Here is a 22,961-nt window from a genome sequence, read left to right on the forward strand (position 1 = left end):
GATGTACAGTATTCTATAACGGGTTTTGAAACGCTGAATTGCCCCTTTTTAGTCGATTACGGAGGCTGTTATGGATATGTTTGTTCGGCGAAAGCATCCGATGCCGGAGATGGCAGCCTTCGTTGCGGAACTGCGAGCGGCCTTTGGCGACTCGGTGGACGAAGCGGTGTCTCGCGGGAAGAGCGGCGAGCCGACGTTTTACGCGCGCGAAAACGGGCGCACGGTCGGAACGCCGCCAAGCGACCACTACAACGTGTGGAAGGCGTCCGAGGACGTTCGCGATCGTCACTACTGCGACGGGTGTGACGGAAGTTGCATCGGAACCGCTATCAGGTGCAGTCAGCGAATGACCGGCCGAGGGCCGTAAGATATCGCGCGCAAGGTGGTTGCGCGATCGAATCTCGGGCGGGAAGCTGCGTAGATGAAGTGCGCTACTCCTCGCTAACGAGAGGCAGCGCCTCAGCGATATCAGGCGCTTGAGGTAGAGACGTCAGTTATGGTGAGCCAGGGCTTACACCGTCGAGCAGGGGTGGCTCTTCATCCGGTTTCCCTTCGGTCGGTTCCAAGGGATGAGCATTCTGAAAGCCCATGCCGACTTCAGGCGAACGGTCGCCTGGACCGTCCATAACGAACTGGTCTACATAGCTGGTGTTGACTAATGCACCGTATCCGGACGGGTCGGCAGCAACGATAGCCCGGAGCATCGAGATAAACGCGTTTCCATCATCGAGGTGAGACACGATGGCACGGGCCGTCCGGAGCGATATGGCTTCTACAACCGGCGGTGTGATTGCACCTTCTTGAAGGACAAAACGAAATCGATGGATCTCTTCGTGCCCGTCAGGCAACGCCTCATGAGAAACGATGGTCGCTTTCATACATGTGTTCCAGTTCGTTTCATTACCCTTGCAGAGAGATCTGTCTAGCTTGTGCCTAGACAACACTCATAATAGCAATATTGGTGCACGGTATTGACGAGGTTGTTATTAACTGACTTAGACAAAGCATGAGCGTTGAGTAGGACAAAAAATGATGCAAGACTTATTGATATGCTTTCCAAATCCGGTAAAAATCGCAAATACCATGAGCGCCCGTCTCGAACCTCAGCTTGTTATTCGCCATCAATCCGGCGGGTGGATCTGGAGCATTAAGCTCGTGGACATCGCTAATGGCCAGGTGTTTAAGGTCCACTCGTGCGACACCGCTTTTCAGACCGAAGCAGAAGCGGTAACGGCGGGAGAACGCGTTTTAATTGACATCTCCAGACCCGGCGGAACGCCGCTTCGCAACTATCTGGCGCTTGACGCCCCGGACGACGGGACCTCCGCATCGTCTTGAGCGGCCCGTAGCGCATTGCTATGAACTAAGAGCACGCGTTTGGTCCGGCAGGCGCACGTTCAAGCGTTATTCACGGGAGATAGGGCGCTGAACTTATCAAGCACCATGGTTCAGCGTGTCTTGGCCATCTGCGCGGACGCGATCGCGCAGCGCTCGTAGCCGTACGCAACTGCTTACCGAAGAGTGTGACCAAACACATCAACGCTGCATGCCGATGGCGCGGCGCATCGCTACCGTGATGCCCTGACGGGTTTTCCAATAACCTTCCCAAGGGTCCGCGTTGAGCGAGCGTTGCCGGGCAAGTGCTGAGCTCATCGACCATTGATCGCCACCAGTGACGTCTTTTAACTCGTCCCAGGCAATGGGCATCGACACCGCCAGACCGGGCCGCGCGCGAACAGAGAACGGCGCAACCGTACTTGCCCCGCGGCTGTTTCGCAGATAGTCGATGAAGATTTTGCCAACCCGGTTTCGCGGCCCCAAGACTGCTGAGAAGTGATCGGGCAAGACCTTCGCCATGTGTTGCGCAAGCGCTTGCGAGAACCCCTTAACTTCCGCCCAGCTCTGCTTACGTGTGAGCGGAACGACAATATGAAACCCTTTGCCGCCGCTCGTCTTGGCGAACGACTTGAGTCCGATCTCGTCAAGCACGAGCTTGGTGAGCGAGGCGGCGTCGAGCATCGCCGACCAGGGCAGCGACGGGTCAGGATCCAGATCGAAGATGACGCGATCCGGATGGGTTAGGTCTGGTGCGACGGCGTTCCAAGAATGCAGCTCGACGACGCTCATTTGAGCGAGTCCCACAAGCGATTCTGCATTGTTTGCAACGAGCAACGGCGGATGGCGAGGATGGAGCTCGACCGGAAGTTCTTCGACACCCGGTATGCGCACGCGCTCCGAATGCTTTTGGAAGAACAGCTCGCCATTGATGCCGTCGGGCGCCCGTACCAATGTGAGTGGCCGGTTGTGAAGATAGGGTAGCGCCCACTCTGAGATGTCGTCGTAGTAGCGCGCCAGCTCGACCTTTGTTTTGCCGGACGTGCCGTCGACAATCCGGGTCGGGTTCGTTACTTTGATATCCGCGATGAAGACGGCTCCTCTCGGCCCCGCCCGCTCTCGAGACGATCTCACGTCGTCGGGAGCTACTTCTTCGCCGGGTATCACCGCGCCCTGCTCTTTCACGACTGCGCGAGCAGGTTTGTCCTCGCGCATTGCATAGAAAACTGCGTGCCGGATCTCGCCGCTCGGTGTCCATTCCAGGAACGATACTTCGCATACGAGCTCGGGTTTCAACCATATGTAGTCACGGTCCTGGTCAGGCTCGGGAGCAACGGCAAACGCGGCCTTTTTCTGTTTTAACGGCTCGATACGCTTCGAGATTGCGTCGTTACGCGATGCTTTGACTGAAGGCGCGACGTTGCCTGCGTAGTGCAGTACGCCACTGGAATCATAGACACCCAGCAGAAGCGAGCGGACCCCGGATTTCGCACCCTTGTTGCGCGAGATGCCAGCGATCACAAACTCCTGGCGAAGATTGCATTTGAGTTTGACCCAGTTGTTTGAGCGTCCAGAGCGATACGGCGCATCACCGCGCTTGCCAATGATTCCTTCAAGGTTCATTTTGCAAGCGGATGCGACCAGAGACTGCGGGTCCTCAGCGAAGTCCGCGGAGTATCGTATAAGCGGATTGTGAACCTCTTCGAGCAGGTCGTGGAGTAACTGGCGCCTTGCGCGCAAGGGCTCGCTGCGGACATCTTCCCCATTGAGCCAAAGGATGTCGAAGAGGAAAATAATGATTTTGGCGGTGCTTCTCCGGTCGAACGCGTTTTGCAGCGCATTGAAGTCTGGCATTCCGCTCGCGTTCAGCACTACCGCCTCTCCATCGAGCCACGCGTTTTCAACAGGAAGCGATTCAACCGCCGCCCGTAGCTTCGGCATCCGATCGGTCCAGTCGTGTCCGTTCCGGGTGAAGAGTTTGGCGGAACCGCCTTCGATGCGGATCAGCATCCTGTAACCGTCGTACTTGATTTCGTACGACCAGTCGCCGGACGCAGGCGGACGATTCGCCAGCGTAGCGAGCTCAGGTTCGATGATTGAAGGCATCGAGCCGGGCGGATCGTTTGCGACCGGGCGTTCGCGCTTTTGCGTCGTGCTCCATCGTCCTGGCATGGCGGCTCTCCTCGGTCCGGGGGAAGTGCACGGTCCGTGCCCGTCAGGGCGCAGGACCGTTGCCGGGCATATTGCATGCTCTCAGGTTGCGGCTAATAATCAAGGAAATTGAAACTAAACAGCCAACGGGCTCGGCCGCTCGCCCGTCCCTCGTATGCCGCAGCCGCGCGCTCTGTCGCCGGCGACCAGGAGAGAAAACCATGGCAGCGCGCTCGATTGCTTCGTTGACGCTTTCTTTCGGCCTGGTTTCCATCCCGGTCAAGCTGTATTCAGCGACCGAGAGCGCCTCCGGGGTCGGCTTTAACCTTCTGACGCCGGAAGGCGGAAGGGTTAAGCAGCAATACATCTCTGAGGCGACCGGCGAGGTCGTCGCCCGTGCCGATATGAAAAAAGGCTATGAGTTTGAAAAAGGCAACTTCGTGGTCTTCGCGCCCGAGGAGCTGAAGGCGCTCGAGGAAGGCGCCACTCACGTGGTCGAAATCGTTTCCTTCGTACCTGAAAAATCAGTCGACCCGCTCTTTTACGACAAGGCGTATTTCATCGCTCCGGACAAACGCGGCGGCAAACCGTACAGCCTGCTGCGACGGGCCATGCGTGAAAGCGGGCGTTGTGCGCTCGCCAAATGGTCGTATAAGGGGAAAACCCGAGTGGTGCAGGTACGCCCTGCCGAAGACGGTATGGTTTTCCAGCAGCTGCTATTCGCCGACGAGGTGCGCGCATTGAGCGATTTGCATATCGAAGACGAGGCCGTGACGGACAAGGAGCTGCAGCTCGCCCTGCAAATCATCGATCAGGTCTCGGAAGACGCCTACAACCCGACCGCGTACGAGGACGAGGAAAAAAAGCGGATCCTCGAAGCCATCGATCAAAAGATTGCCGGCAAACAGATTGTGTCGCCCGAGGCACCTGCCGGCCAGTCGGGTGGCCAGGTGATCGATCTCATGGAAGCGCTTCGCGCGAGTCTCACTGCGAACAAATCCAAGAAAACTCCACCGGCGAAACCGTCCACTGCACGCAAAGCGCCTCCCGCCGAAGTGGAATCGTTGGCAGCTAAACCTCGTCGACCGGTCAAGCGTGCAGCACCGAAGGTCGAAGAAGCGACTCCAGCAAAGGTGCGGGCTCGCAAGTGATTAAACGCAATGCCGGTCATGACTACACGCTACGCAGCCTGCAATCGATCCTTGGCGTCTCGAGACGCGTGTTGTCGGGATTGATCGACGCTGGCTTCGTTCAGCCCACGCGCGGCAAACGCAACGAGCTGCGATTTACGTTTCAGGACGTAGTGCTGCTGCGCACGGCTTTTCAGCTGCAATCATCCAAAATTCCGTCGCGCAAAATACTGCGCGCGCTTGGAAAATTAAAGGCGGAGTTGCCTGACGAACTCCCGCTATCGGGGATTCGCATTACCGCGGTCGGTGACGCGATCGCTGTCAAAACAGGCGACGATCAATGGGATGCGACATCGGGACAACATCTTCTAGATTTCGAGGTCGCACCTGTCAAAGGCGACGTAGCGTTTCTCGACGCAACGCCGCGAACTTTAAAAAGCCGGGCACAGCAGGCTAACGAGTGGGTAGCGCTTGCGGAACAATTGACAAGCACCGACGTTCTCGGCGCCGAGCAGGCATATCGCAAAGCATTGGAATTGTCTCCGGATCCGCACTACCTCGCCTATATCAATCTAGGTGTCTTGCTGTGCGAAGCCGAGACTCGTTGCGAGGACGCGCTTTCCGTATTCGATGAAGCTTTGCGAAATTTCCCCAATGACGCACTGCTTCATTTCAATCGCGCGGTTGTACTTGAAGAGCTGAAACGGTATGAGGCTGCGACCGCTGCATATGAGACAAGTCTCGCGCTGGACGACACGCACGCCGACGCTCATTTCAATCTCGCGCGTCTAAGCGAAATCCGCGGGGACAAGCAGGGGCTTCTACGACACCTCAACGCGTATCGCCGCTTGGGCGGATGATTGCATCTTGAATACTCGACAGGTCGTTCAATGATTTTCGGTAACCAAGGCCAATGGGATCCGGCTTTGCAAAGTCTTAGCGGTGTCGCCAGGTATTGGAGTTAGGTCTTACTGTACATTTCGGCTTATCAAGCCAATCACGGCAGGACACAATCCAGGAGATGACGATGACCGATGATGGAATGCAGCGCCGGGCTTTGCTATTGCACCTGGGCGATATGCTAGAAGCAATCTCGTGCGTAATGAAGTGTGGACATCGGTACAACACCATTGGCGAGGCCTTTGCTCAAGAGGAAACGCTTGCGAGCTTCACTTTTCTCCGCCAGATCGATGCCGAAATGACACCGTATGACTTTGCCAAGCGCGCAGCAAGCGCTTTTTTCCTTTGGCCCAAAGAGTTGCTTGATGAAGACCTAAACCGTAAGGTCCTCGCACATGTTGTGCAACATGACTTGTTTGCAAACCATCAGTCGGGTTGGAACGAATACATAAGCGTTTTGCGGCGAGATGTGCCCTGGTTCGGTGAGGACATTGGCCCGGTACCCGAACCTGACGTGGAGCCCAACCTTCGAAATCGGCCACCGCAGTTGAACACCGATCTGGTCGAGTCGCCAACTGAACAAGGGTGAAGCGCAGGGCTCAACATTATTGTCGGTAATGCGCCAACCCGCTCCCTTGGATGGGTTTAGCCTTCCAGCCGTTATTGCCGATGGCGAGACTCGGGTCAAGAGATGATGAACCTTTTCTTCGAAAAAACAGTTTCGCGACCTCCGCTTTTCCTAAGTTCATCAGGGAAAGCCCTTGGTCTTGGAAAAGTCCTCGAAAAGCCCATGGCCATCCTCCGGACGCTTGCTGCGCATAGCTTTCGATAGCTCGCAGGCACATAAAAAGATCTGGTTGACTGGTATTATTGTGGTTATATAATGGGCTCCAAGTCTTCACGGCTTCCATTTCCAAAAGCGGTTTCAAACGGCGATGTCGAGCTGACGGCGTTAGCTTTCCAAAAGGCCTAAGGGCGCAGACTTAGCGCTTTCGTGCATGCTGTTTTTTGCGTGGGCCAAGCTAGCCTTGCTTTAACGAATAATTGATTTCGTCATCGTTACGCAATTTGACTGAGCTAGCTTTGCAATCTATGGCTATCAAATTACGTATTGAAGTCGAGCGCAACAAACCGAATCGCTATTACTTAGCTTTACGAATTAAATGAGAACACCCAAAATCCATCTGAAATTAAATCAATCGGACGGTAGCTAATACGATGAAATCAAATCCTGTTAATTAGGTCGCTTGATATAAAAGTAACTAATGTTGATTTACTGGAAAAACATCCCATTGCGACTTTGTCGTTACCGGTCGAGCTCATAAGGCGCAAGTAAAGCCGATGTCAATGCTCCGTAATTAACGGCGAGATTTTTAAGTATCTCGAATATCAACGCTTTCTCTATGTTGGAGACGAAATTGAATATCAAATTTGGATCGCTGACCGCCACCGCTGCATTGATTGTTTTATCCGCTTGCGGCGGGGGACACAACGCGAACCCGCAGGATTCTGCAATGGATGTCATCTTCATGCCCGGCCTGCAAGTGAATTATGTTTCGTGCACGCCTCGCGACCTGCTGCGTTATCGGATCAAGCGAGCTGTCGATATCTCGAAAACACTGAAGAACCCTATTTTCCTTGCACAGGGCAAAGGAAACCCGACGACGGTCAATACCTGTGTTGCGAAAGGGGGGCCTACCGAGGCTGCGACAATTGCAAAAATTTTAATGACCGACTACAAAATTCCGGAAAACCGCATTATTTTAGAGCAAAACTCAACAACAACTAATGAGAATGCCCAGCAAGCGTTAATCATCTTAAATGCGCTTAAGCAGCAAGGCAAGACGGTCAATAGCGAACAGTTAGTGACCAGTCAGTACCACGTCTACCGTCAAACGAATACTACCGGAGCTGATGCGTCAGCGATGACTTCGTACAATACAGTATTCGGAGCTGGCACGTTTACAACAAAGAACAGTTTTAGCTCTAGCGCTTTCGGACCGGATGAAATCTGGTCCCACGATGTCAGTGTCAGCAGTGGTTGGGATAACGTGAACGGATTCGTTAAAACTGCCGATGTGAACGGTGATCAAAAAGCTGATTTGGTGGCGTTTAGAGGCGGCGAAGTTGAAGTAGCGACTTCGACTGGCCAGACCTTTAACGCGCCGGTTGCGTGGACAAATACTTTCTTGCCGCAAGGGGGTGCGTGGACACCACAGATGATCGAGCTCCTCGGTGATGTTGATGGAGACGGAAAAGCAGACTTGGTTGGCCTTACTGATACAGGCGCAATTGTTTCCACCGCCGGGAACGGTAAGTTCAATCCAAACGCTTTATGGTCAACCGATTTTTCAACGACGAAAGGATGGGATGCTACGAAGCACCAATTTCAGTTGATCGATGTTAATGGAGATAAAAAAGCCGACCTGGTTGCCTTCGGAGATGACGGCACGTATGTCGCATATTCCGACGGAGTCAAATTCGGACCGTTGCAAAAGATCGATTTACGCTTTGGCTTAAATTCACCCATTGACCCCGGTTCTACGAGAACATTTTCTGATGATCTCGCGTTGGGTAGTAACAGTTATGCCCTGAGAGTGATGGCAGATGTAGACGGGGACGGATTAACAGACGTAGTTGTGTTCGGAGATACTGGCGTTTATGTGGCGCTACAAACCAAGGCTCCGGATGCCACGGGCAACCATTTTGGTGCGCTCACAAAATGGATTGATGCCAGCGCAGGCGCTGAGGGCGACAGCTTTGCCTATTACGGTCCGAATTTTCCAAACAGCAAATTCGTTCGCACAGTGCTGGATATGACAGGAAATGGTCGGGCCGATTTAGTCGTTGTTGCAGACTATGCTTTAAGAATTGCGCTCTCAACGGGACACAGTTTCGAATATTTGGGAACGACCAATTATTCAACGCTAAATCAGAAACCGGGAAATAACGCCAATAACGCCGTCACAGGGCTGTTTTTTGGAGATCGCTTGCCGGAAATCCAAAATAATTGGACGCAGTTCGTCGTCGACAAAAACGATGCTAACTGGAGTAAACAGCGTAACGCAGTAGTATTTGGTGATATTGACGGAAACGGGCTTCTTGACATGATCGGGGTAGGCCAGTCGGCGGTTTATGCAACTCGTAGCTTAACTCCATAAATTGCTCGTGGCGAACCCCTCCCATTTTTATACTAACTTGAGTGAAAAACGGTAAATTAACAAAAGCCTCTCGAAATGCGAGGTTTTTTTATTATAAAACACTGATAACGGACATGCGCTCACATGTGTTATGTCAAGATATCTTCAAGGCCAGCCGCACGGCGCCGGTGGCGTTTAAACCACCATGTTTAGCGGCAAGCAGTGTCCAACAACGCGCGCATAACTGCCTGCGGGCGCATCATTCGTTATGATCGAAGAGTTCGTGACGAATCGCGTACCGAATGAGCGCAACCTCATGAGGTAAATGCAGTTTTTCGAGAATCCGTGCCTTGTAAGTGCTGACTGTCTTTGCGCTCACGCAAAGCGCTTCAGCAATTTGCGTGAGCGTCTGCCCTTCTGACAAACGCCGGAAAACGTCAAACTCTCGGTCCGAGAGTCGATCGTGCGCGAGCGGCTCCAATGGCTCATGAAGATTGGTCGCTAAAGCTTCCGCCAACGAAAGGCTGACGTAAACGCCACCAGACGCAACCTTGGCCACCGCCGCGACAAGTTCAGCGCCCATGCAATCTTTCGTCACATATCCCGAGGCGCCCGCCTTGAAAGAGCGAACAGCGTACTGTTGCTCTGCATGGGCCGTCACGATGAGAATCCGTAGGGTCGGCATGGCGAGCTTGACTTGCGTGATTAGTTCGATGCCGCTGCGGCCGGGCATTGAAAGATCAAGGAGGAGCAAATCGGCACTCACTGTACGGATTAAGGCGAGCGCGCTGGGGCCATCGCTTGCCTCACCCACGATGGTGCACCCATTTACATTTCGCAACGCAAACCGTATTCCGTCTCTTACGATTGGGTGATCGTCCGCAATCAAAATGCGCGGCATGGCGGAGGTCCGTTCGTATCGTAATGAGATATCGACGAGTATCTCATTGAAAGATGTAAGCGTTGCTTTTGCCGGCTGTGCTGCACCTCATAGCAACGAGCATACTCTTCCTACAGGCACGCGATCGACGACGAATACAAAGGGTGTGCGCTGAGAAGCCTCATACTGAATGGATGCGCGTTCAATTACCGTCAGCATTCGACAGCTGAGCGTGCACTGTTCCTGCGCCGCCCAGCGACCGCAGTGCGCCTTTTTTGCTAGAAGACCGGCCTTACGCCGAACAGCCGCAAAAAACTGAGGTGTTGCCAATGATGCATGATTTTTTGTTCAATAACCGCGTTGAGCTCATTACACGGTGTCGCGCGAAAGTGGCGTTAAGACCGGCGCGAGCGGCGACCATCGATCAAATCAGAAATGGTGTGCCGCTATTTTTGGATCAGCTTATTAGAACGCTGCGCGTGGAGCAGACGACCGAACCGCTGGACAGCCGTACAATTTCCGGACCGGCAGGCGGCGGCGTAGCCTCAGAAATGGGTACGTCGGCGGCGCTGCATGGTCGCGCGCTGCTTGACCTGGGCTTTAACGTCAGCCAAGTGGTGCACGACTACGGCGACCTTTGCCAAGCCATCACCGACCTCGCCTACGAGCGTGATGCGCCCTTTGCGGTAGACGAGTTCAGAACACTCAACCGGTGCCTGGATAATGCGATTGCCGACGCAGTCACCGAATTTGGTTACCAACGCGATAATATGGCTGCTGAGAGACAAACCCTAGAAGCCAATGAGCAGGCCGGTTTCTTCGCCCACGAGCTCAAAAATTATCTCAACACGGCCTCGCTCGCTTTCGATGCCGCTCACGCCGGAAATTTAACTCTCTCAGGCGCGACGGGAACGCTGTTAAAACGAAGCTTGACCGGATTGCGCGACCTCATTGATCAATCCCTAAATGAGGTTCGAGAAAAGACGGGGAATCCAGCTTTTGCGGACGTGTTTTCGATAGCGGAGTTTATTGTCGAAGTGCGGCATGCGGCGGAACTCGCAGCTCGCGTGAGAGGATGCAAGTTCTCGGTATCCCATGTCGAGCCCCAGCTTGCCGTTAAGGGTGATCGGGATCTGCTCTATGCCGCGCTGGGCAACCTGCTGCAAAACGCATTCAAATTTACGTATGCCCATAGCGAAGTGATGTTGCGGGTCCATGCTGTTGCGGACCGTATTTTGATCGACGTAGAAGACCATTGTGGGGGGTTGCAGCCAGGAAGCGTTGCCTTGTTGTTTCAACCGTTCAAGCGGTACTCGACCGACGAGAGCGGCTTGGGACTGGGCCTATCGATCGCCCGGCAAGGTGTCGAATCCTATGGCGGCACGCTCACCGCCCTGGACAAACCGGGCGTTGGGTGCATTTTTACGATCGACCTTCCCCGGTATGCAATGCCAGTTCTATAAGCGTCGAGGAATCAGCAACAAGTCGCTAATGCGCGTTGCCGCCTCGCGGTAACGCCCAAAAAAATAAATCTTCACGCGCGAGAAAAACTACTGTTTTTTCGGTTGGGTTGAGATTAAGAATCTGATCCAGATGCTTGATCAGAATTTGAATTTCATGGGGAGAGATTGTTGCCCCCGCCCTCACCAGTTGGTTAGGCATACAGGACGCCCGCACGAACGCACCATCGTCAGTGAGTTGTCGATTCAATGAGGTTCCTAACTCACCATCCCCGAAGACCGTACCTGCATGCTGAGGTTGCACGAAGGAGGCGTATGCAGTTTGTCTACCGAGACTTCAATATCAAATGCATTGTCGAACAGATCGGCACAAACCTCGTCGGTCGCGCGGCGATTTCGCGAGTGTCGTTGAGCAGAGGACCACAAACCTCGCACGAGACGAGTTGTTCCCCAGCGTTTGCGACTGAATTAAAGGCAATCGGTTATGCCCGCAATTTCGCCGAAATGTGGTGCGACAAAAATTTCCTCGACACTCTTAACCTGTCTTACGTGGCAAATTTTGAAATCAAGGCGAGCAGGTGCGTAGGCGGCTGACCCTTCTGACAATATCCATCGAATTCATGATCAGTGAGATGCCGGAGCACTCCTGTTTCATCAAGTGCGGTGAATGCGATGATGGCGATTGCGTGAGTGCGTTGATCCTGACGCAATGCAGGGGCGGCTTCAAACCCGTTGCACTCCGGCATTGAAATATCCATGATGATTACGTGCGGACTCCAGGCAACGGCCATCGAGATCGCCTGAGCACCTCCAAACGCCGTCTGACAGTCCATCTTCTCAAACGATAAGTAGGCCGCTATTGCTTCGGCTGCATTGCGATTGTCGTCGACGACCAAGATACGCAGGGTGGCTTCCCCGAGTTCGATGCGGCGTAGAGTCCAGGGATGAGCGCGGGATTTAGTAAAAGGTAAGTGCATGGAAGACTCTTTAGCTAAATGCAGCACCGCACGTGCCTGCCGAGGTTTCGTTGATGACTTACTCCTCCGTTTATATACGATAATGTCCTCTATCAAATATAGCAGAGTAGCCGATGACCGACGCCCCGAAAGACCCGCTCGCATCGCTCGACGAGGTTCTTACCACACTGCAGTGGCTCGAAGAGGTGGTGCTCACGATGGAGTTCGACTGCGACAACCCCCTCAGTGTGAAAGCCGCCCTTCAGGCGACCGACGCCGTGATTGACAAGCGCATGGCAGCGTATCGCGGCCATGCGCTGGTTGAATCGACCATCGCCGAGCTCAAAGCGGAATGTCGCGCCAACATCCTCGCGCAAGTCGAGACCGCCAATCTGCGTCGTGGCACGCGCGCGCTGCACTAACTGTGGCCACGATTGTTGGGTATGAGAAAGTAAGCCTAATAAATCGCTCATCGACGAGAAGGGCCGCCCAATGAAACCCGACGCATTTCAGCTCGTTGTGCGCTCGTCTGCTAAAGACGAGCCTTTCGCCGCCCTCGAGCGTCGATACAGCCTAGAACTTCAACAATTTTTGCGCATTTTATTAGCGTAAGGCGGCCAACTCGTACACCCCAGCTTGTCCGCGGACAACGCGCAGGTTCAAGCTGTGGTGGAATTTTATGCGCTCTTGAGCCAAGGCGCGCTTGAGATCCTTGGGGCCGCGCTAGCCGAATGGATCCGCGGCGAAGTTGGCCGGCAAATGCACGAGGGTCCAGGCGCGCGTCAAATCAAGCACCGCTTCGACATCGCCATGACTGCAATGATCGAGATACAACCGATACCCCTTGGTCAACGCATCGAGGTGCGAGCAGTGTGGTCCAAATCCACACTTGGAGTTTTTTTATGAACGATGCGGCACCTTTCGCTCCGCCGTTGTCCGAGGCTGAGATTGAGGAACTCGATGAATTCCTGATGAGCGACCACGTACCGGACAGTTCGATGGACGTCTCGATGATCGACGGGTTTATAACCGCGCTCGTGTCGGGACCCAATCTGGTGATGCCAAGCACCATGCTCAACTGGATATGGGATGCGGACAACGGACGCGAAGCCCCTCAGTTTTCCGACGCCCTTGAATACCAACGCATTGTCGGATTGATCCTGAGACACTGGAACGATATCAATGATACGTTGAACGCGTCGGCTAACGACTACGAGCCGTTGATTATGGAAAGCCGGTGGGAAGGGCGTACCATGCCTGTCATTGACGAATGGTGCGAGGGCTATCACAAGGGACTCTCGATCGATGCGGCCGGATGGACGCCCCTTCTTGCGGAACACCCTGAATGGTTCACGGCGATCACCCTGTACGGCACGGAAAGCGGGTGGGATGAGCTGAAAGCGAGAAAAGACAGCGTTGATCAACATGAGGCGTTTGCCAATTCTCTCGCCGACTCCGCCAGGCGTATTCACCGATACTGGGTGGAAGACCGGAAACTAAGAATCGAGCGCGATGAGATGCCTGTGGCAATCGGCCCAACCGGCAAGCGCGAACCACTTAAACGTCCTCCCAAGGCCGGACGCAACGAAGCTTGTCCATGCGGCTCAGGGAAGAAATATAAACGCTGCCACGGGCTGCTTGAATCGAACGAATTCGAAGCGACCGGGCGTAAGACTGCGACATTTCCTCGTTCTAGTGAGGGCGAGGAACCGACGTTGATTCACTCCCCGCTCAGTCAGCGCATTGAGCGAGTTGCAACAGGGGTCGATCTGGAAATCTACCGTGGCAGTACCGGAGGATGGTTGCTGGAAATCGTTGACGAATTTGGCAACTCAACCGTGTGGGACGAATCGTTCGCGACCGACGTTGAAGCTCTTGCTGAAGCGCTTAACGTCATAGATAGCGAGGGAATTACGTCGGTCATCGGCTCGCCTGCCTCAACGGTCACGCGGCATTAATGACGAAGATAATCCGCTGCGAGAATGGTCGTCCGAGATGGCAGTTGCGTTAGACTGCTGAACTCTTCCGTAGGGACTCTAGCTTATGCATGGTTAGAGCAGTGGACTCATAATCCATTGGTGCCGTGTTCGACTCACGGGAGGCCCACCAGCCCGAGTGGTGAAACAGGTAGACACAACGGACTTAAAATCCGTCGCCACAAAAAATGATATGCCGGTTCGACTCCGGCCTCGGGCACCACCGATCACCCCATGAGGCACCTCAGAATGAGCCTGCTCAGAAAACGTATCGCGGCAACGGACGAAAAGCTGAACGCTATCAAGGAAGCCCGCAAGGCAGCAGACAAAGTGCGGCGCCAAGCATATAAGCAAAGCAAAGCCGATCGAGAGAGAAAAGTGATCTTAGTTGGCGAAGCCGTTCTGCGACGTGTCGAACAAGGTCAATGGGACGAAGTAGAATGTAAGCACCCGGCAATCTCATCTGGTTTTCTATTCTTCGGCGTAAGAGCATACGTTTCCACGATCAGGAAGCGGACACGTGCACACTATTTCCCAAGACATTCCGACCGGGCGCACACGGCGCACCTACAGCACCTCGTTCAAGTCAGAGCTTATCGAACAATGTCGCCAGGTCGGCGTCTCATGTTCAGCCGTGGCGATTTCGCATGGTCTGAACCCCAATGTGCTGCGGCGTTGGATTAAAGACGCCGCGGATTCGAGCGACGCTGCGCCGCCTGCACCGAAATCGGTTGTTGTCGACGTAAAGCCTGCCTTCGTCGCGTTGCCAATGACCGTGCCGACACCACAAGCGCCCGATGCGGCGCACGCGAACGTGCGTATCGACATTCAGCGCAATGGCACAACCGTGTCAGTGCTGTGGCCGCTGCTTTGTTTGAGTGACAGCGCAGCTTGGGTTCGGGAGGTGCTTCGATGATCCGCATCGACGCCATTTGGCTTGCGACCGAACCCCTCGATATGCGTGCCGGCGCCGATACCATCCTTGCTCGCGTGGTGAAGGTATTTGGGTCCGCAAGGCCACATCATGCATATCTGTTTGCCAATCAGCGCTCGACGCGCATGAAGGTCCTGGTGTACGACGGTTTTGGCGTCTGGCTCGCTGCACGACGCTTGAACAAAGGTCATTTCGTTTGGGCCAATGGCCATAGTGAGATCGCTGAGACATTGAATCTCGAGCAACTGCGCGCACTCGTGATCGGGCTGCCCTGGCAGACGTTGGCGCACGACCACGTAATCGCGGTGGTATAGCAAATGACGTAAACAGTTTCGATTCCCCCGGCGTGCAGGTGCTGGCAAACTTGGGGGCATGAATTCACCCACCGATCTCGATGCCCTGGACCCCGATCAACTGCGCGCGCTCGCGCGGCAGTTGATGACCCAGGTCGACGAGAAGACGCGTGAATCGCACTACCGCCAAACGCGCATTGACCAGCTTACCCATGAGCTCTCGGTCATCAAACGCCTGCAATTCGGCAGACGTAGCGAACAGTTCACTGCCGAGCAGTTAAGCTTGCTGGACGAGGCCATTGATGAGGATTTGGCAGCGCTTGAGGCCGAGCTGGATGAACTGCGCTCGGACGCGCCGCAGGAGAAACCTCGCAAGCGGGCCAAACGCTTGCCGTTGCCGCCCCAGTTGCCCCGCACCGACATCCATCACGAACCGACTGAGTTAAGCTGCTCCTGTGGCTGCCAGCGCGTACGCATCGGCGAGGATATCAGCGAGAAGCTTGACTACACTCCGGGCGTGTTCACTGTTGAGCGCCACATCCGTGGGAAGTGGGCATGTAAAGCGTGCGAGACGTTGATCCAGGCGCCGGTGCCACCGCATGTAATCGACAAAGGGATTCCGACGAATGGCTTGCTCGCGCAGGTGTTGGTTGCCAAATACGGCGACCACCTTCCTCTGTACCGGCAGGAACGCATCTTCGCCCGGGCTGGCCTAGCAATTCCACAATCGACGCTCGGCGGCTGGGTGGGCGTATGCGGTGTACGTTTGCAGCCCTTGGTCGACGCACTTCAGGAGGAACTGCTGCGCCATAGCGTCTTACATGCAGACGAAACGCCGGTGCGGATGTTGAGCCCCGGCAAAGGGAGGACGCATAGCGCCTATTTATGGGCCTACACGTCGACTCAGTTTGCAGAGGTGCGCGCTGTCGTGTACGAGTTCGCCGACGGCAGATCTGGCGAACATGCCCGCGCCTTCTTGGGCAACTGGCGTGGCAAGCTGGTCGTCGACGATTACAGCGGCTATAAAGCAGGATTCAAACTGGGCATCACGGAAATTGGCTGCATGGCGCACGCGCGGAGAAAATTCTTCGATCTGCACGCGAGCAAGAAGAGCCAGATCGCCGAGCAGGCATTGAAATTCTTCGTGGCGCTCTACGACGTCGAGCGCGAAGCCGCCGACTTAGACCCTGAGCAACGACGAGCGATTCGTGAGGAACGAGGCCGGCCAATTGCACAGGCGTTGCACGTCTGGATGCTCGCTCAGCGCAAGCTTGTCTCCGAGGGCTCGCCGATCGCCAAAGCACTGGACTACAACCTCAAGCGTTGGCAGGCGCTCACGCGCTATCTCGACGATCCTCATGTGCCCATTGATAACAACCGAATCGAAAACCTGATTCGGCCGTGGGCCATTGGACGGGCCAACTGGTTATTCGCGGGTTCACTACGCGCTGGTCAACGTGCCGCTGCCATCATGAGTCTGGTGCGTTCCGCTCAGCTCAATGGGCACGACCCATACGCATACTTAAAAGACGTCCTTACGCGACTGCCGACACAGCGGGCCGACCAGATCGCCGAATTGCTTCCGCATAACTGGGTACCACCCGTCCCATGATTGAGCTCACCCCTGACTTTGCCGGGCGCTTACAGTAGAATTCCGAAACATGATGGATGAGTCGTTAACGCGCGGGGCCGATCGAGCATTGTTCGACCTTGAGTAATGAACTGCCTAACGGCGATTGGGGCAAGCGATACTGTCACGTTGACGGGATGTTGCAAGAAATGCAGCGACAACTAAGCGACCACCTTGACAGCTTGACAATGCCGCGATTCGATACGTCATTCGTTCGCCTACCGCAGCTTTGATCGAACATCAACACATCAGACACACTGCACTCGCCTGAAAGACGCGCTCCTTCAGTGGATCGTGTGAGGCGAAGGCCGCAGGCCAGCTGCGCTAGAAACTTTGTTCCCGCATCGGGCTACTAGCTGGATTATCGGATATCCCGTAAGTCTCAACGCCATTGGACCTTATTGGAAGGAGAATCGTTGAACGTACCTCGGTTGAATCGATATGCCGCAACGCAACGCATTGCGCCCAACTATATCGGCGGCAGCGGTTGAGACAAACTGTCAAAGATGACAGCGCCGGCAGCGAACACGCCTTGATTTCAACGTTTATCAAAAATTAAGTGCGGTCTAGTTCTTCGGTGGATCGTTCTAAGTTTTCCCGCACGCGAGATTCGACGGGGTGATGGTATCGACAAGGCATCGAAATTGGGCTCGATCAGTGCCTCAAGATTCATCGACGAAGAAATCCGGTTACCGGGCGGCGCCGTCGGTCAGGATGCTAAGACCAGCATGTTTCCTCCCGGAGAGCGACCTCACGGCGCAAAAGCTAGACCATGTTCCTTGCGGAACGGGGATTGAGTCAGTCAATCGCTGAGTCGCCGATTCCCGAAACCATATATCGAATACCATATTGTAATTAATTCGTCAAACGTACGTAAAATTGATTAATATGTAGCAATGCATTGATCTGCGCTACGTTGATGTGCTGTTTTACGGCATCGTCCCGCGCGGGTCAGTCGGGCTTGTTGGCGGTCCACTCTATCCCTCAAGTCTTTGCCGCTGGCGGCGCTCTAAGAAACCGCGAAAGTTAGGTGCAAATAGACATCGAACCGATGCGAAGAGCGGGACATAGGTAAAGCAGCCAATCACCTTCGATGTTCACCTTGGGCCGTGCGCCCGACGAACATTGTGTTAGGTAGGAGCGGTGTATGACGACGGTATTGTTGGTGGACGATGAGCCGGAGGCCTTGGCAGCCTGGGAAATGTGCTGCAAAGACGATGGGTACGAAGTACAAGCCGCAGGTGATGGCCAGGCGGCCCTTGAGGTTTTGAGTGACCATCCTGTCGATATCGTGGTGGCTGATTGGCGCATGCCGAGGATGTCCGGCAGTGCGCTTTGCCGCCATATCCGAAACGCGCCTGGTTTGGCCGGAATTATTTTTATCCTGGTGTCGGCTGAGCCTAGCCCGCCCGCTTTTGTACGATACGACGGATTTCTGCGCAAGCCCATCGATGTACCGATACTGCTGGGGACGATGCGCCGTCTGCTCGCAGAGCATGCCGCCGAATGTGCTGCCACACGCGCTCACGATGTGACCTATCAACACCGCTAGCAACTCCTAGTACAAGGCGCCACAATCAAATCAATGCGCTCATGTCGCGATCTGTTGCAGAAATGTCAGCACCGATACTTTAAAAACTTGGCCGTACATTTAGGCCCGGCCCATAAACATAACGAAATGAAAAGGTGGGCGATGAACAATGCCGATATTGAGCGCGTGTTCCAGGCGCTCCATGATTTGAGATCAGACAATCCACGATTTCTCGAGGGTGTATATCTCTCGGCCAGGGCCGTAGGCGCAGCCCTGGCCCGGTATGAAGCGGTGAGCCAGGCCAACGGTGACATGGAGCTTCGCATGTTTTCGGGGGCGCATGTGGATCCGGCTGCCCCCGAAAGATCTGCGCTGTTACTGCGCCTTCTCATGGTGAAGCGGCCCTTACGGCATGCTCAACCCACAATGTTTAGCTATCCGCACTACATCCTGATCGAAGACCCAGGGCCAATTGGCGTCGTTGTACGAGGCCCTATCCCGCTTGGTGGCCTGGCCGCGCGTGCCGGGGGCGCTCACGGAAAATATTGGTTCTCGGTGAACGACTGTCTTTATGCATGTGTCGACGACAATGAAGCAGCTCAGGAGGTCAATCGCCTGCTCGCCGGAGGGGTGCTGTCGCAGTTCGTTTCTCGTCAAAGTCTGATTGCACAAGGACCGGCCTGGGTGTTGCGCTATGGTCACTGGCCTGCGTGGACTCTGAACTGGGATCACGACAATGAAGCTCAGCAGTATCGTGCCGGTTGGGTATTGCGCAAGACCCCCGAGTGGGACGATTACTGCGTCGATTACCTGGATATCTAACATGCGACCGAACCGCCTCCTAAGAAGTTTCCAAGCAGTCCGTAGCAGGCAAGGGCTGCGTGCGCGGGATTTGCTTTCCTATGCGGAGCGGATCATCGTGACGATAAGGGAACCATTTCTCGTCCTTAACGAGAGCCTTCAAGTCAAGATGGCTAATCGGTCCTTTTATCAAACCTTTCGCGTCACACAAGGCGAGACGGAAAAGGTTTCGATTTATGACCTTGGTGATGGTCAATGGAACCAGCCCGACTTCCGAGCCCTCCTTGACGATGTGAAATCGGGTAGTCAAGCGATCGGCGACTGTTACGTGAAGCATAATTTTCCGACAATCGGCGACAAGACCATGCGTGTGAATGCTCGGCGATTGGAGCCAGGCAACAGCCATCCGGGCTTAATCCTGGTCGAGATTGAAGACATCACCGAACGCAGACAGGCGGAAAGTGCTTTGCGTGCCTCGGAGGTCCAGTACCGGCGATTGTTTCAAAGCGCCATGGACGGGATTCTCATCCTTGACGCGATCACCTTGAAGATTATCGACGCTAACCGGTTCATCACGGATTTGCTTGGTTATTCGCAGGACGAACTCCTGGGAAAGGAGCTGTGGCAGATAGGATTTTTTCGCGATAAACGCGGTAGTCAAGCCGTCTACCAAGAGCTACAAGAGCAGGGCTATGTTCGCTACGACCATTTGCCACTCGAAACAAAAGATGGAAAAACGGCCGACGTTGAATTCATCAGTAATGTCTATCTAGCAGACAATCGCGCCGTTGCGCAATGCAATATCCGCGATATTAGTGAGCGGTCCAAACTAGAGCAAACGTTACAGGCACAGACCGAATCGTTGGCGGATCTTCACCACAGGAAGGACGAGTTTTTAGCGATGCTTAGCCATGAACTTCGTAACCCGCTCGCGCCCATCTCAAACGCAGTGCGTCTGCTTCGTCTGTACAGGAACGAGGATCCCGTTCAGCAGCGTGCCCGCATCATCATCGAGCGTCAGGTCATTCAACTGACACGTCTGGTGGATGACCTCATGGAGGTCTCCCGTATCACTACCGGAAGGATCCAGCTTCGTTGTGAAATCGTCGCCATGAGCGCCATCGTAGAGCATGCGGTGGAGACAACGCGCCCTCTGATGGACCAACGCAAGCAGGAACTTGAGGTGTCGGTGCCCTTAGAACCCATCTGGCTATATGCCGACGCGGACCGGATGGAACAGGTGGCCGTGAATCTGCTCGCTAACGCCGCCAAGTACACCGACGAAGGTGGTCATATTGGGTTGAGCGTCAAGCGCGAGGGCGATGAATGCGTCATGCGACTGCGCGATACCGGTGTTGGCATTGCCCCAGAACTTCTACCGCATGTGTTCGATCTGTTCACTCAAGCGGAACGATCGTTAGCCCGTTCGCGCGGTGGCTTAGGGATCGGGTTAGCGCTGGTTCAGCGTTTGGTAGAAATGCATGGCGGGCGCGTGGAAGTTCACAGTGCTTTGGGAAAGGGCAGTGAGTTCGTCGTACGGCTTCCCGTGGCAGCGCAGCCTGCAGATCCCTTGCTTAAGCCGCCTCTGCTTCACGGCCAAACGGCGGACGTAGCACCACGCGGCCTGAAGGTGCTGGTCGTCGATGACAATGTTGACACGGCCGACAGTTTGACGTTGCTCGTAGAGCTACTAGACCATGATGTTCGAACCGCATACGATGGCCTGACCGCGCTGGATATCGCTATCCAATATCGACCCAATGTCGCACTGCTGGACATCGGTTTGCCAGGAATCGACGGCTATGAGGTTGCGACCCGCATCCGGAAACAAGCAGGTCTTGAAGGAATGGTATTGGTGGCCATCACTGGATATGGGCAGGAGTCGGACCGACAACTGGCGACGCAAGCTGGATTTGATCACCATTTGGTCAAGCCGGTTGATTTCGACCGGGTGCAGCGAATCTTGGCGGGAACGCCGGTTGATAACTTAACCTCCGCACGGCAGGTGTTCACGGAGTAGATGTCAGTGCGGTTGAAAAGTAGAGCTTCCACCGATTCGCCGCAGCAATTTGAGCCATTCGTGATCACACCTCAAATCAAGAGCGACAGATGCGACTGCGCCTCAAAGCCGTAAGAGCAAGATCGGCGTCTCGTTTTGCTTCGGCTGATGAACGATATGCCGTCGATCCCGACTGCATTACCGACAACGTATGGCTCTGAGTGGCGAGGATATGCCATATCCAGAGCCCGGCAGATTCGCGTACATGGATTTCGACGGCTGGTTGTTCGAAAGCGTTCATGGTAAATCTATGACGGCGGGTGAACCAAGTCCGGAACACGTTCAAAAAGAAGCCGGCATGAGCCGGCTTAAATCGACCTGAAACCGAGGGCAAGAGATCGATTGAGAGGAGACCAGCTTACCTAGTTCATGAGACCAAAGCCATCGAAATATGCATTTTTTACGTTACTCAAACACGACATCGGTATTTGTTGCTCCACGGAGACGGTGTGTCTGTGCGCTGTCTTGGGTGGCCGGTTGTTGACTTGGCGCACCAGCCACCGTTCCAGATTGTAAAAAGGGGCTGATTCAGTTTGCGAGAACGCTAAAGCCTTTGTTCTAAACCGCCGTTAAGCGAAGTATGCTGCCGCGCTCGTGTCACACGCCCGGCTCAATTTAGCCGCGCGTCGAGAATAAAATTACTATGTCACCCGAAGAAAAATCCGCATTTCCGATATCGATACAGCTATCCTCTTGTTCTGGGTGCGGCTCCAAAGTTGCGGATCCTATCGAACTCGCTTTCGCATTTCAACCGATCGTCGACATCGAATCGAAAATGATTTTCGCGTGCGAGGCGTTGGTCCGGGGCCCCAACGGAGAATCAGCAGCATCGGTGTTGTCGAGGGTCAGCGACACCAATCGCTACCAATTTGATCAGCTTTGCCGAACCACCGCGATCGGACAGGCAGCAAGCCTTCAGATGAAGTCGCTGCTCTCGATTAATTTTATGCCCAACGCGGTATACCGGCCTGAAGCATGTATTCGAAGCACCCTTGCCGCAGCAGAGAAGCATGGGTTTCCGATCGAGCGAATCATCTTCGAGACTGTCGAGGGTGAAAACATCATAAGTCGACCGCATCTTGTTAGTATATTCAAGGCGTATAAAGCGTTCGGCTTCCAGACTGCGATCGATGATTTCGGCGCGGGATATTCGGGGCTGACTTTACTGGCGGATTTTCAGCCGGACTTCATCAAGCTCGACATGGAGCTCGTACGGAACATTGATACGGACAGCGTCAGGCAGACTATCGTTCGCAGCGTGCTTGCAATGTGCAACGCGCTGGGAATCAGGGTAATCGCCGAAGGAATCGAGACGCGCGGCGAGCGCGACTTCTTCGCTGCATACGGGGTCGCACTGATGCAGGGATATTTTTTCGCCAAACCCGCGTTCAAGCAAATACCCTCGCCCCACGAAAGCTCCTTCGACACACGATAGATTAGTTACGAGGCGCCGCTGGTTTGGCGCGCGAAATGATCGGCGCGAGAAGCGAACCGGAAATTTTGCTATGTCGCGGCCGCACACGCACGGTCTCCTGCATCTCCTACGTCCAGTGGTATTGACTTCTCCCTATCGGGTGCTGCTCACCTTCATGCTGGGCGCCGACCCTCGCTGCCGCAACCTATCGCGAGCGGCCTAACCCTCGAGATGGATCGATACACTTCAATCGATGATTGTTCGCATTGCAAAATATCTTCTTAGAATGCTTGGTCTCGACGTCCCAATCGCCCACACGCCTGCTCCGCACGCTCTTGTCAGAGACGCCGTTGCTCCTGGTGCAATAAGCC

At 54.6% G+C, this 22,961-nt stretch carries 22 protein-coding genes, 2 tRNA genes and 1 pseudogene; 18 read left to right on the top strand and 7 right to left on the bottom strand.

The genetic code is table 11. The features are described 5' to 3' along the window. The first annotated feature begins 70 nt into the window (after positions 1-70). Positions 71-367 (top strand): hypothetical protein, encoded by a 297-nt coding sequence (locus tag AXG89_RS43735; protein WP_062174369.1) that lies wholly within the window; start codon positions 71-73, stop codon positions 365-367. 127 nt (positions 368-494) lie between these two features. Here AXG89_RS43735 and AXG89_RS31115 read toward each other — a convergent pair whose 3' ends face one another. Further along, positions 495-878: a hypothetical protein gene (locus tag AXG89_RS31115; RefSeq protein WP_062174371.1), complete on the bottom strand. Its 384-nt coding sequence runs from the start codon at positions 876-878 to the stop codon at positions 495-497. A gap of 151 nt (positions 879-1,029) precedes the next feature. Here AXG89_RS31115 and AXG89_RS31120 point away from each other — a divergent pair, with 151 nt between their 5' ends. Continuing rightward, positions 1,030-1,338, top strand: coding sequence for a hypothetical protein (locus AXG89_RS31120; RefSeq protein ID WP_062174372.1), 309 nt, complete (start codon positions 1,030-1,032; stop codon positions 1,336-1,338). Positions 1,339-1,536: 198 nt separating this feature from the next. Here the strand turns inward: AXG89_RS31120 and ligD are convergent, their stop codons facing one another. Next, a complete protein-coding gene (gene ligD / locus AXG89_RS31125) occupies positions 1,537-3,507 on the bottom strand; it encodes a DNA ligase D (RefSeq protein ID WP_062174375.1) in 1,971 nt (656 codons plus the stop codon). 200 nt (positions 3,508-3,707) lie between these two features. On the opposite strand from ligD, the gene ku reads away from it, so the two are divergent. The 3 genes from ku (at position 3,708) to AXG89_RS31140 (ending at position 6,105) form a co-directional block, all read left to right on the top strand. Then, positions 3,708-4,637, top strand: coding sequence for a non-homologous end joining protein Ku (gene ku, locus AXG89_RS31130; RefSeq protein WP_062174376.1), 930 nt, complete (start codon positions 3,708-3,710; stop codon positions 4,635-4,637). Then, positions 4,634-5,476, top strand: a complete 843-nt coding sequence (locus tag AXG89_RS31135) for a tetratricopeptide repeat protein (protein ID WP_062174378.1) — start codon at positions 4,634-4,636, stop codon at positions 5,474-5,476. Before ku ends, AXG89_RS31135 begins: the two co-directional genes overlap by 4 nt. A 167-nt stretch (positions 5,477-5,643) precedes the next feature. Further along, a complete protein-coding gene (locus tag AXG89_RS31140; RefSeq protein ID WP_062174380.1) occupies positions 5,644-6,105 on the top strand; it encodes a hypothetical protein in 462 nt (153 codons plus the stop codon). A 16-nt stretch (positions 6,106-6,121) separates the two neighbouring features. On the opposite strand, the gene AXG89_RS42505 is transcribed toward AXG89_RS31140, so the two are convergent. Further along, positions 6,122-6,445, bottom strand: a complete 324-nt coding sequence (locus AXG89_RS42505; RefSeq protein WP_162916162.1) for a hypothetical protein — start codon at positions 6,443-6,445, stop codon at positions 6,122-6,124. Positions 6,446-6,934: 489 nt separating this feature from the next. On the opposite strand from AXG89_RS42505, the gene AXG89_RS31145 reads away from it, so the two are divergent. Further along, a complete protein-coding gene (locus AXG89_RS31145; protein WP_162916163.1) occupies positions 6,935-8,677 on the top strand; it encodes an FG-GAP-like repeat-containing protein in 1,743 nt (580 codons plus the stop codon). 238 nt (positions 8,678-8,915) lie between these two features. Here the strand turns inward: AXG89_RS31145 and AXG89_RS31150 are convergent, their stop codons facing one another. Beyond that, positions 8,916-9,557: a response regulator gene (locus tag AXG89_RS31150; protein ID WP_062174384.1), complete on the bottom strand. Its 642-nt coding sequence runs from the start codon at positions 9,555-9,557 to the stop codon at positions 8,916-8,918. A 308-nt stretch (positions 9,558-9,865) separates the two neighbouring features. On the opposite strand from AXG89_RS31150, the gene AXG89_RS31155 reads away from it, so the two are divergent. Beyond that, positions 9,866-10,999, top strand: a complete 1,134-nt coding sequence (locus AXG89_RS31155) for a sensor histidine kinase (protein WP_205583101.1) — start codon at positions 9,866-9,868, stop codon at positions 10,997-10,999. Positions 11,000-11,024: 25 nt separating this feature from the next. On the opposite strand, the gene AXG89_RS42510 is transcribed toward AXG89_RS31155, so the two are convergent. After that, positions 11,025-11,246 (bottom strand): hypothetical protein, encoded by a 222-nt coding sequence (locus tag AXG89_RS42510; protein WP_144029381.1) that lies wholly within the window; start codon positions 11,244-11,246, stop codon positions 11,025-11,027. Positions 11,247-11,541: 295 nt separating this feature from the next. After that, positions 11,542-11,973, bottom strand: coding sequence for a response regulator (locus tag AXG89_RS31160; RefSeq protein ID WP_062174386.1), 432 nt, complete (start codon positions 11,971-11,973; stop codon positions 11,542-11,544). 113 nt (positions 11,974-12,086) lie between these two features. Between AXG89_RS31160 and AXG89_RS31165 the strand changes: the two genes are divergently transcribed. After that, positions 12,087-12,374, top strand: a complete 288-nt coding sequence (locus tag AXG89_RS31165) for a hypothetical protein (protein WP_062174388.1) — start codon at positions 12,087-12,089, stop codon at positions 12,372-12,374. 340 nt (positions 12,375-12,714) lie between these two features. Here the strand turns inward: AXG89_RS31165 and AXG89_RS31170 are convergent. Next, a pseudogene (locus AXG89_RS31170) lies at positions 12,715-12,822 on the bottom strand (FlhC family transcriptional regulator); the annotation flags it as partial. A 32-nt stretch (positions 12,823-12,854) separates the two neighbouring features. Between AXG89_RS31170 and AXG89_RS31175 the strand changes: the two are divergent. The 10 genes from AXG89_RS31175 to AXG89_RS31225 all read left to right on the top strand — a co-directional run bounded on the left by AXG89_RS31175 (position 12,855) and on the right by AXG89_RS31225 (position 22,611). Continuing rightward, positions 12,855-13,910, top strand: coding sequence for a UPF0149 family protein (locus tag AXG89_RS31175; RefSeq protein WP_062174392.1), 1,056 nt, complete (start codon positions 12,855-12,857; stop codon positions 13,908-13,910). A gap of 72 nt (positions 13,911-13,982) precedes the next feature. Next, positions 13,983-14,061: transfer RNA gene (locus AXG89_RS31180), tRNA-Ile, on the top strand. After that, positions 14,062-14,151 (top strand) — tRNA-Leu (locus tag AXG89_RS31185). Between the two features lie 297 nt (positions 14,152-14,448). Next, the gene (locus AXG89_RS31195) at positions 14,449-14,844 is read left to right on the top strand and encodes a transposase (protein ID WP_082771672.1); all 396 of its coding nucleotides are present in this window, start codon (positions 14,449-14,451) and stop codon (positions 14,842-14,844) included. Beyond that, complete coding sequence (gene tnpB, locus AXG89_RS31200) at positions 14,841-15,176, top strand: IS66 family insertion sequence element accessory protein TnpB (protein ID WP_062174396.1); 336 nt, start codon at positions 14,841-14,843, stop codon at positions 15,174-15,176. The genes AXG89_RS31195 and tnpB overlap by 4 nt, the downstream gene beginning before the upstream one ends. Before the next feature lie 58 nt (positions 15,177-15,234). Further along, the gene (gene tnpC / locus AXG89_RS31205; protein ID WP_062174398.1) at positions 15,235-16,767 is read left to right on the top strand and encodes an IS66 family transposase; all 1,533 of its coding nucleotides are present in this window, start codon (positions 15,235-15,237) and stop codon (positions 16,765-16,767) included. A 1,165-nt stretch (positions 16,768-17,932) separates the two neighbouring features. Next, on the top strand, positions 17,933-18,337 hold the full coding sequence (locus AXG89_RS31210) for a response regulator (RefSeq protein WP_062174400.1): 405 nt from the start codon (positions 17,933-17,935) through the stop codon (positions 18,335-18,337). 141 nt (positions 18,338-18,478) lie between these two features. Continuing rightward, positions 18,479-19,138 (top strand): hypothetical protein, encoded by a 660-nt coding sequence (locus AXG89_RS31215; RefSeq protein ID WP_162916164.1) that lies wholly within the window; start codon positions 18,479-18,481, stop codon positions 19,136-19,138. Position 19,139: 1 nt separating this feature from the next. After that, positions 19,140-21,137 carry a hybrid sensor histidine kinase/response regulator gene (locus AXG89_RS31220; RefSeq protein WP_062174404.1) on the top strand — a complete coding sequence of 666 codons (1,998 nt, stop codon included), beginning with the start codon at positions 19,140-19,142 and terminating at the stop codon, positions 21,135-21,137. A 682-nt stretch (positions 21,138-21,819) separates the two neighbouring features. Then, positions 21,820-22,611 carry an EAL domain-containing protein gene (locus AXG89_RS31225; protein ID WP_062174406.1) on the top strand — a complete coding sequence of 264 codons (792 nt, stop codon included), beginning with the start codon at positions 21,820-21,822 and terminating at the stop codon, positions 22,609-22,611. Positions 22,612-22,961 lie beyond the last annotated feature (350 nt).

Source organism: Burkholderia sp. PAMC 26561 (assembly GCF_001557535.2).
Lineage (GTDB): Bacteria > Pseudomonadota > Gammaproteobacteria > Burkholderiales > Burkholderiaceae > Caballeronia.

Coding starts and splice junctions, on each gene's coding strand:
- AXG89_RS43735 (WP_062174369.1), top strand. CDS start 71: ATGGATATGTTTGTTCGGCGAAAGCATCCGATGCCGGAGATGGCAGCC.
- AXG89_RS31115 (WP_062174371.1), bottom strand. CDS start 878: ATGAAAGCGACCATCGTTTCTCATGAGGCGTTGCCTGACGGGCACGAA.
- AXG89_RS31120 (WP_062174372.1), top strand. CDS start 1,030: ATGATGCAAGACTTATTGATATGCTTTCCAAATCCGGTAAAAATCGCA.
- ligD (WP_062174375.1), bottom strand. CDS start 3,507: ATGCCAGGACGATGGAGCACGACGCAAAAGCGCGAACGCCCGGTCGCA.
- ku (WP_062174376.1), top strand. CDS start 3,708: ATGGCAGCGCGCTCGATTGCTTCGTTGACGCTTTCTTTCGGCCTGGTT.
- AXG89_RS31140 (WP_062174380.1), top strand. CDS start 5,644: ATGACCGATGATGGAATGCAGCGCCGGGCTTTGCTATTGCACCTGGGC.
- AXG89_RS31150 (WP_062174384.1), bottom strand. CDS start 9,557: ATGCCGCGCATTTTGATTGCGGACGATCACCCAATCGTAAGAGACGGA.
- AXG89_RS31155 (WP_205583101.1), top strand. CDS start 9,866: ATGATGCATGATTTTTTGTTCAATAACCGCGTTGAGCTCATTACACGG.
- AXG89_RS31160 (WP_062174386.1), bottom strand. CDS start 11,973: ATGCACTTACCTTTTACTAAATCCCGCGCTCATCCCTGGACTCTACGC.
- AXG89_RS31165 (WP_062174388.1), top strand. CDS start 12,087: ATGACCGACGCCCCGAAAGACCCGCTCGCATCGCTCGACGAGGTTCTT.
- AXG89_RS31175 (WP_062174392.1), top strand. CDS start 12,855: ATGAACGATGCGGCACCTTTCGCTCCGCCGTTGTCCGAGGCTGAGATT.
- tnpB (WP_062174396.1), top strand. CDS start 14,841: ATGATCCGCATCGACGCCATTTGGCTTGCGACCGAACCCCTCGATATG.
- tnpC (WP_062174398.1), top strand. CDS start 15,235: ATGAATTCACCCACCGATCTCGATGCCCTGGACCCCGATCAACTGCGC.
- AXG89_RS31210 (WP_062174400.1), top strand. CDS start 17,933: ATGACGACGGTATTGTTGGTGGACGATGAGCCGGAGGCCTTGGCAGCC.
- AXG89_RS31215 (WP_162916164.1), top strand. CDS start 18,479: ATGAACAATGCCGATATTGAGCGCGTGTTCCAGGCGCTCCATGATTTG.
- AXG89_RS31220 (WP_062174404.1), top strand. CDS start 19,140: ATGCGACCGAACCGCCTCCTAAGAAGTTTCCAAGCAGTCCGTAGCAGG.
- AXG89_RS31225 (WP_062174406.1), top strand. CDS start 21,820: ATGTCACCCGAAGAAAAATCCGCATTTCCGATATCGATACAGCTATCC.